This is a genomic window from Microbacterium sp., from assembly GCF_036277215.1.
GTDB lineage: Bacteria > Actinomycetota > Actinomycetes > Actinomycetales > Microbacteriaceae > Microbacterium.
In genome coordinates this window covers 1-5,792 of the sequence record NZ_DASUNI010000319.1, presented here as the reverse complement: position 1 = coordinate 5,792, position 5,792 = coordinate 1, and the positions used below count along the sequence as shown (strand labels likewise).

General features: G+C 66.9%; 8 protein-coding genes. 4 read left to right on the top strand and 4 right to left on the bottom strand.

Translation table 11 applies throughout. From position 1 onward, the window contains the following. Positions 1-68: 68 nt before the first annotated feature. The 3 genes from VFX99_RS15540 to VFX99_RS15530 all read right to left on the bottom strand — a co-directional run bounded on the left by VFX99_RS15540 (position 69) and on the right by VFX99_RS15530 (position 1,391). The gene (locus VFX99_RS15540) at positions 69-386 is read right to left on the bottom strand and encodes a nuclear transport factor 2 family protein (protein WP_329667197.1); all 318 of its coding nucleotides are present in this window, start codon (positions 384-386) and stop codon (positions 69-71) included. A gap of 196 nt (positions 387-582) precedes the next feature. Next, a complete protein-coding gene (locus VFX99_RS15535; RefSeq protein ID WP_329667196.1) occupies positions 583-978 on the bottom strand; it encodes a VOC family protein in 396 nt (131 codons plus the stop codon). A 176-nt stretch (positions 979-1,154) separates the two neighbouring features. Further along, positions 1,155-1,391: a transposase gene (locus tag VFX99_RS15530; protein ID WP_414684404.1), complete on the bottom strand. Its 237-nt coding sequence runs from the start codon at positions 1,389-1,391 to the stop codon at positions 1,155-1,157. 35 nt (positions 1,392-1,426) lie between these two features. On the opposite strand from VFX99_RS15530, the gene VFX99_RS15525 reads away from it, so the two are divergent. After that, on the top strand, positions 1,427-2,884 hold the full coding sequence (locus tag VFX99_RS15525) for an aspartate aminotransferase family protein (RefSeq protein WP_414684403.1): 1,458 nt from the start codon (positions 1,427-1,429) through the stop codon (positions 2,882-2,884). Positions 2,885-2,945: 61 nt separating this feature from the next. Next, a complete protein-coding gene (locus VFX99_RS15520) occupies positions 2,946-3,392 on the top strand; it encodes a hypothetical protein (protein ID WP_329667194.1) in 447 nt (148 codons plus the stop codon). 213 nt (positions 3,393-3,605) lie between these two features. Here VFX99_RS15520 and VFX99_RS15515 read toward each other — a convergent pair whose 3' ends face one another. Further along, positions 3,606-3,833: an antibiotic biosynthesis monooxygenase gene (locus VFX99_RS15515; protein ID WP_329667193.1), complete on the bottom strand. Its 228-nt coding sequence runs from the start codon at positions 3,831-3,833 to the stop codon at positions 3,606-3,608. 380 nt (positions 3,834-4,213) lie between these two features. Between VFX99_RS15515 and VFX99_RS15510 the strand changes: the two genes are divergently transcribed. Next, the gene (locus VFX99_RS15510; RefSeq protein ID WP_329667192.1) at positions 4,214-4,435 is read left to right on the top strand and encodes an STAS domain-containing protein; all 222 of its coding nucleotides are present in this window, start codon (positions 4,214-4,216) and stop codon (positions 4,433-4,435) included. 489 nt (positions 4,436-4,924) lie between these two features. Beyond that, positions 4,925-5,449 carry a 2'-5' RNA ligase family protein gene (locus tag VFX99_RS15505; RefSeq protein WP_329667191.1) on the top strand — a complete coding sequence of 175 codons (525 nt, stop codon included), beginning with the start codon at positions 4,925-4,927 and terminating at the stop codon, positions 5,447-5,449. Positions 5,450-5,792: the final 343 nt, after the last annotated feature.

The following is a 5,792-nucleotide window of genomic DNA, read 5'->3' as shown; positions in this document are numbered from 1 at the left end:
GACTAGCTCGTTGACGACCTGCGTCACACCGCCGCGTGTCGGCGACTACGCGCGAACCGTCGCCCGGGTCAACTTCCCGCCGGAACCCTCGTTGCCTGAGACCACACCACCTGCCAGCGGCCCCGGCGGTGCTCGTAGATATCGGTATGCCAGAACAGCCCATCGTCATGACCGTCCGGAAAGTCGATCTCGATCAGGGCTTGGTAGCGAAGAACGCCGACATCCTCATGCGCCCTCACGCTGACCTCCGAAACGGCCTCGAACACCTGGTAGCGCAGCGCACCGGACCGTATCTCGTCGAGTAGTCGCGCTTGGACTGGGGGCTCCGCCCGGAGTGATGGGCTGATAGTCATCGGCGTGCTGTTCTTCGGCCGCGTCGAGGTCACACTCGACCAATGCCGTGAGCCGCAGTCGCTCTAGGCGAGCAGGTCCTCCGACGCTACCTCCGTCATGCTTTCACTATCAGCGCGCGTCACTGAGGCGTCCACCGTCGGGGGCGATGGGTCACGTCGCCGCGAGCATCCCTGCCGGCCAGCAGAGCGCAGTCTCCCCGCCTTCCTCGTGGCAGCTTGTCGCCTGCCCCTACGGACCAGCCAGCTTCGGCCAGCCGCCGTACGGGACGGTGAGGATCTCCAGGATGTGACTGTCGGGGTCCAGCCAGTACAGACCGCGGCCGCCGTCGTTGGTGTTCATCTGCTGCGGTCGACGCCGGTCGGGGTCGGCCCAGTAGGGGATGCCACGAGCCAGGATTCGCCCGTGGATCTGGTCGAACTCGCTCTCGTCGACAAGGAACGCGTAGTGCTGCGGGTGCACCGTCCCCTCCTCGAGAAAGTCCAGCGAAACGTCGTTCGCCACCTGGACCACTGAGAACGGTCCGAAGCTTGTCGGGGCCGGAAGCCCCAGGATCTCGGAGAAGAACGATGCCGAGGCCTGTTTGTCGCGGCAATAGACAATCGTGTGGTTCAGGCTCACCGGCATGCGAACCTCCTCTGTCGGATCATGCGGCGGTGCGATCGCGGTTCTCCGCAGACCGGGTTATCGCCCCCGCGACTGTCGGACAGCGTTGCCCCCGCCCCCGTGGAGTTCGGAGACCAATCTAGTGGGTGCGAGGGCTCGTCCGGGACGTGAGCGTTGACGCTGGCAGACGGTCCGCGTCAGGCCCCGTCGCGGGTGGCTGGCTGGTACTGGATCCGGCTCTGCCCCACGGTGTGCATGGCCGTGTCGAGGTTCCGGTCGCCGTAACGGTTGAGTCGATGACGGGTGGTGACTTGGCGACTGTTCGCCGGGATCGGTGCCACGCCGGCGAGCATCGCGAACGCTGCCTCCGAGTGGATGCGCCCCGGGATGGGACCAGGCGCACAACATCGTCGCCGCGACGATCGGTCCGACACCGAACTCCTCGAGCAGGTCGGGACGCCATTTGCGGATGATGGCGACGATCGCCTTCTGCAGCTCACGGGCCTCCTTCAGCATCGCGTGCGCGCGACGTCGACTTTTGGGCACTTGTGGATCTCCTGGGTGCGGCGGACAGTGGGACGAACCGATCCGATCAGGTAGGCGAGGCGCGCCCATGGATCCCGACGAGTTGGTCTTTCACCCTTGGACGATGCAAGGACCCCGCGACGTGCCCACCTTCGTGGGTGGTTCGGGAAGCTACGTGATCGACGAAGGTGGCCGGCGCTACCTGGACTTCAGTTCGCAGCTCGTGTTCACGAGCCTTGGTCACCAGCACCCGGCGATCGTGGCTGCGGTCAAGGAGCAGGCCGATCGGCTCTGCACGCTGGCTCCGGGCCATGCCTCGGACATTCGCGGCGAGGCGGCGCGGCTCATCATCGACGTCGCGCCGGCGGGCTTGGGGCACGTCCTGTTCACCACTGGCGGGACGGAGGCCATCGAGCACGCCGTCCGGATGGCCCGCCTGCACACCGGGCGGCCGAAGGTGCTCGCCGCGTACCGTTCGTACCACGGCTCGACCACGACCTCTATCCACCTCACTGGCGACCCGCGGCGTTGGGCGTCGGACACGGGCACGGCAGGCGTTGTCCACTTCTTCGGCCCCTTCCTCTACCGCTCTGCGTTCAATTCGAGTACGGCCGAAGAGGAGGGCCAGTCGGCCCTCGGGCATCTCGAACAGGTGATCCTTCTCGAGGGTCCCTCCACCATCGCCGCGCTGGTCCTGGAGCCAGTGACCGGCAGCTCAGGGGTCATCGTGCCGCCAGCGGGATATCTCCGCGGCGTTCGGGACCTGTGCACGCGACACGGCATCACCTTCATCGCCGACGAAGTGCTCGTCGGGTTTGGTCGCACCGGCGCCTGGTTCGGCGTCGATCATGACGGCGTCGCCCCAGACCTCCTGGTTTTCGCCAAGGGAGTGAACTCCGGCTATGTGCCGCTCGGCGGCGTGCTGATCGGCGACGACATCTACGAGACGTTCACCCGGCGGCCGTACCCCGCAGGCATGACCTACAGCGGGCACCCACTGGCCTGCGCGGCCGCCGTCGGCGCCATACGCGCGATGCACCAGGAACGCACGGTGGCGGCAGCAGCACGACTCGGGAGAGACATCCTCGAGCCCGGTCTCACCAAGCTGGTCGCGAACCACCCATGTGTCGGGGATGTCCGTGGCATCGGCGGGCTGTGGACCGTCGAACTGGTCCGCCACCGGGAAACCAAGGAGCCGCTCGTCCCGGTCGGTGCCACCGGCGAGGCGAATGCTCCGATGGCCGCGTTCTCCAAGGCCTGCCTGGAGCGCGACCTGCTCCCGCTCGTCCTGGGCAACCGGGTCCACGTCGCGCCACCGCTCAACGTCAACGACGAAGACGCTGCGACCGGGTTGGCGATCCTGGACGACGCTCTGACTGCAGCCGACTCGTTCGTGGATTGACAGAGGCGGCTACTGGCTCCCGCCGCCGGAGGCGCGTCATATCGCCGCGAAAGGGATCGCCATGCTTGAAGACGTCGTGCTGCACGCGGCGGGTCACGTCATGATGGGATGCATGAGATTCACCGAGCACGAGCTCACCGCGGCATTGACGGGGGCGGCCAAGTCCGTGCTGGCGTCTCGCAAGGAGGTCCGCAAGAGCGGTGTTGACATCGATACAGCCTGGGAAGCCATGGGTCGGTACGAGCGGTTCCAGATGCTCGATGCCCTCGGTGGCCAGATCCTGCCGGTGCTGGTGGCGCTGCCGAACGTCGATGTCGCGCCGGGGACCCGACCGTCCTACTCAACGAAACAGGTAAGTGAGGTCGTCGCCGGGCTGGTCGAGGACGACGTGTCCCGACTGCGACGCGTCGTCGTCGTCAAGGCCCGCACCGCTCTGGTGCAGACGGCGCTCGCGCACGTGCCGCCGCGACTCGACCCCGACTCCCTCGGCACTACCAATGGCTCGTAGCGGTTGATGTCGCTCGCTCCGATGTGCCATACCGCCGCCTTCCGGCCACAAACGACGCATCCTTACGGTGTTGAGGTCGCTGGGCAGTCACGTCAACGAGCGACTGGAGACGAGTACCTCGCGTGTGCTGCCCCCAGCTCACTCGGGCATGTCCAGCTGAGTGATCCTGGTGACCCTGAACGGTGCCGCCACGAGCTCGATGACCGGTGCGTACTACCCGGATGCCATCGCCTGCGCGACAGCGGCAGCCTGCTCCTCCGCTGAGTCCCATTCGGCAATCTCCACCAAGGCGTCCGGACTGTCGACAACTTCGTGCACGACGCTGCCGAGGAAACCAGCGATGCTTGGCCCATGGGCTGTTGAAATGCCTCTGAGGATGCCTGCCAACTCCGCACGCGCGCCCGGCTTGGCTTGGAACTCGACGATGACCTTGATCGTCACGGAGCGCTCCTCTGGATCGGCGGATACAGCGCCGCCGAGCCAGCGGTGTTCGAAGGCTAGCCGCCGTCCACAGCCGCGTCCATGAACCTAGCTCCGACCCCCAGGTGCGTCACATCAGCCGTCAGGGACGCGCGGAGTCGGCTCCTAGCCGATGAGCGGACCGGCGTTCAGCGTGCGGTGCGACAACCTGCGACGGCAACTCACGGTCCGGACATCCACCGCCTCCCGGGCACGCACTGGGACTAGTGGCCACGCACCACCAAACGGCCCGGTCCCCGCCGCATTCTCTGAACGGCGAGGATTGAGATGCAGCGCGAAGGCCACTTCGCTGCCAGGGCGAGGTCGACCGAGCTGGCGGCTCTTTCCCCAATGATGCGCCCTTGACGATTCGGCTCTACCCGCGAGACGGGTGGTCGGTGATCGAGATCGACGGCGAGCTGGACATCCAGGGGGTCCCTTCGGTCCGGCGGCTGCGCAGGCGCGCTGGGCCTCGCGTCTTGTTTGACCTGCGTCAGGTGACCTTCGTCGACTGCAGCGGACTGCGAGCGATCGTGGGCGGCGCGCCCGACGGCTCCGGGCCGACCCGCAGCGCTCTCGTCTAACGCGCGCGCCCGCAGGCTGCTCGAGTCGTTGGACGAGGCAGTTCGCGCGGGGGCATGAGCCCACATCCCACGCCCACTCGCAACGAACTCCTGGTGCCCGAGTCCCGATTGGGACCACTCGCGAACCTCCGCCCCATATCCGCCATGAGGGCCGCTGTCCAGCTGCGACGCTCCTATGCTTCGTCAAGCCGCTGCGGCACTCCGGCGGTCACACCAATGGTCACCAACCCACAGCCCAACACCAGCACGCTGCGTTGGCGATCCTCACAGTCACACCGCCGCCTGCGGGACGCACTCACCTGCCCGCCGACAGTGCGCCCGCACTCCTGCGGATGGCCTCATCAGGTCCATTCACGGTCTCGCCCGCCCTCTACAGGCAGGACCACGCCATTGATCAAACCGCCGCGGGGAAATCAGATGGCGACGGCTTCGGCAGCCAGCCCGGCCTGGGGCTGGAATCAGAGACAGCGGCCGGACGATGCTGGGCGAGTGGCTCTCGCCGTCTGCTTGCTCTTCGACGCCCGGTCGGACCTCCTGATGCGGGAGTTGTGGTCGCGACTCGAGAACGAGGGAGTCTCCACGCTGGCAACCCACACGCATGGCCGCCATTACCCGCACCTGTCCTTTGCGGTGCTCCGTAGCTGGGACTTGGAGCGGACGCAGGAGGCGCTCGCCGCACTTCCTGCTGCAGAGCCCTTCAAGATGTCCTTCCACGGCACGCTCGCGTTCCCGCGAGGCCGGGTTGCGCTCGCGCCGGCAATTAGCGCCGATGTGGCTTTGCGCCAGTGGCGCATCGTCACCGCCCTTGAGGCCACCGGCGCAGAGCTGCACCGCAACTACGCGGCGGGCCAGTGGGTGCCGCATGTCTCGGTGGCCACGCGGGCCCAGGGCGCCAAACTCGCCATCGTCGTGAAGGCGATCGCCGACGTTCTGCCGCTGACAGTCCGCGTCGACAGGGCCGCACTCGTCGACAGCGCCACCGGACAAACCTGGCGGCTGCCGCACATCCCTTGAGCTAGGCAATGTCGCAGTCGCCCTGTTGCTTCACTCGCGGCGAGCGCCCTCCTCGAGCGCGAGAGTCTCAGGCACGAGGCCAGGAGCGTCAAGGAGCCTTGCAAGACAGTCTTCACATGCGCGATATGCGCGTTCACGGGGGTGCGTCTATCCACCGCGTGAGGACCGTCCCGCTCGGTCAGTGCGCCGACATGTCTCGAGGTCAGAGGGTCCGCGCTCCGCACCTCGGGTTTGGCGACATCGGGTGCGTGGCCGCCTAGAATTCCAGCCGTGAAGCGCACCTTCACTACTACGAGGGGGCTCGCGGGTTGGGTCACGGGGCGCGGCCCCGAGGTGTTGCTGT

Bases quoted from the DNA above. Each gene is read 5' to 3' on its own strand.
- VFX99_RS15520 (WP_329667194.1), top strand. From the start codon at position 2,946: ATGCTTGAAGACGTCGTGCTGCACGCGGCGGGTCACGTCATGATGGGA.
- VFX99_RS15525 (WP_414684403.1), top strand. From the start codon at position 1,427: ATGATGGCGACGATCGCCTTCTGCAGCTCACGGGCCTCCTTCAGCATC.
- VFX99_RS15535 (WP_329667196.1), bottom strand. From the start codon at position 978: ATGCCGGTGAGCCTGAACCACACGATTGTCTATTGCCGCGACAAACAG.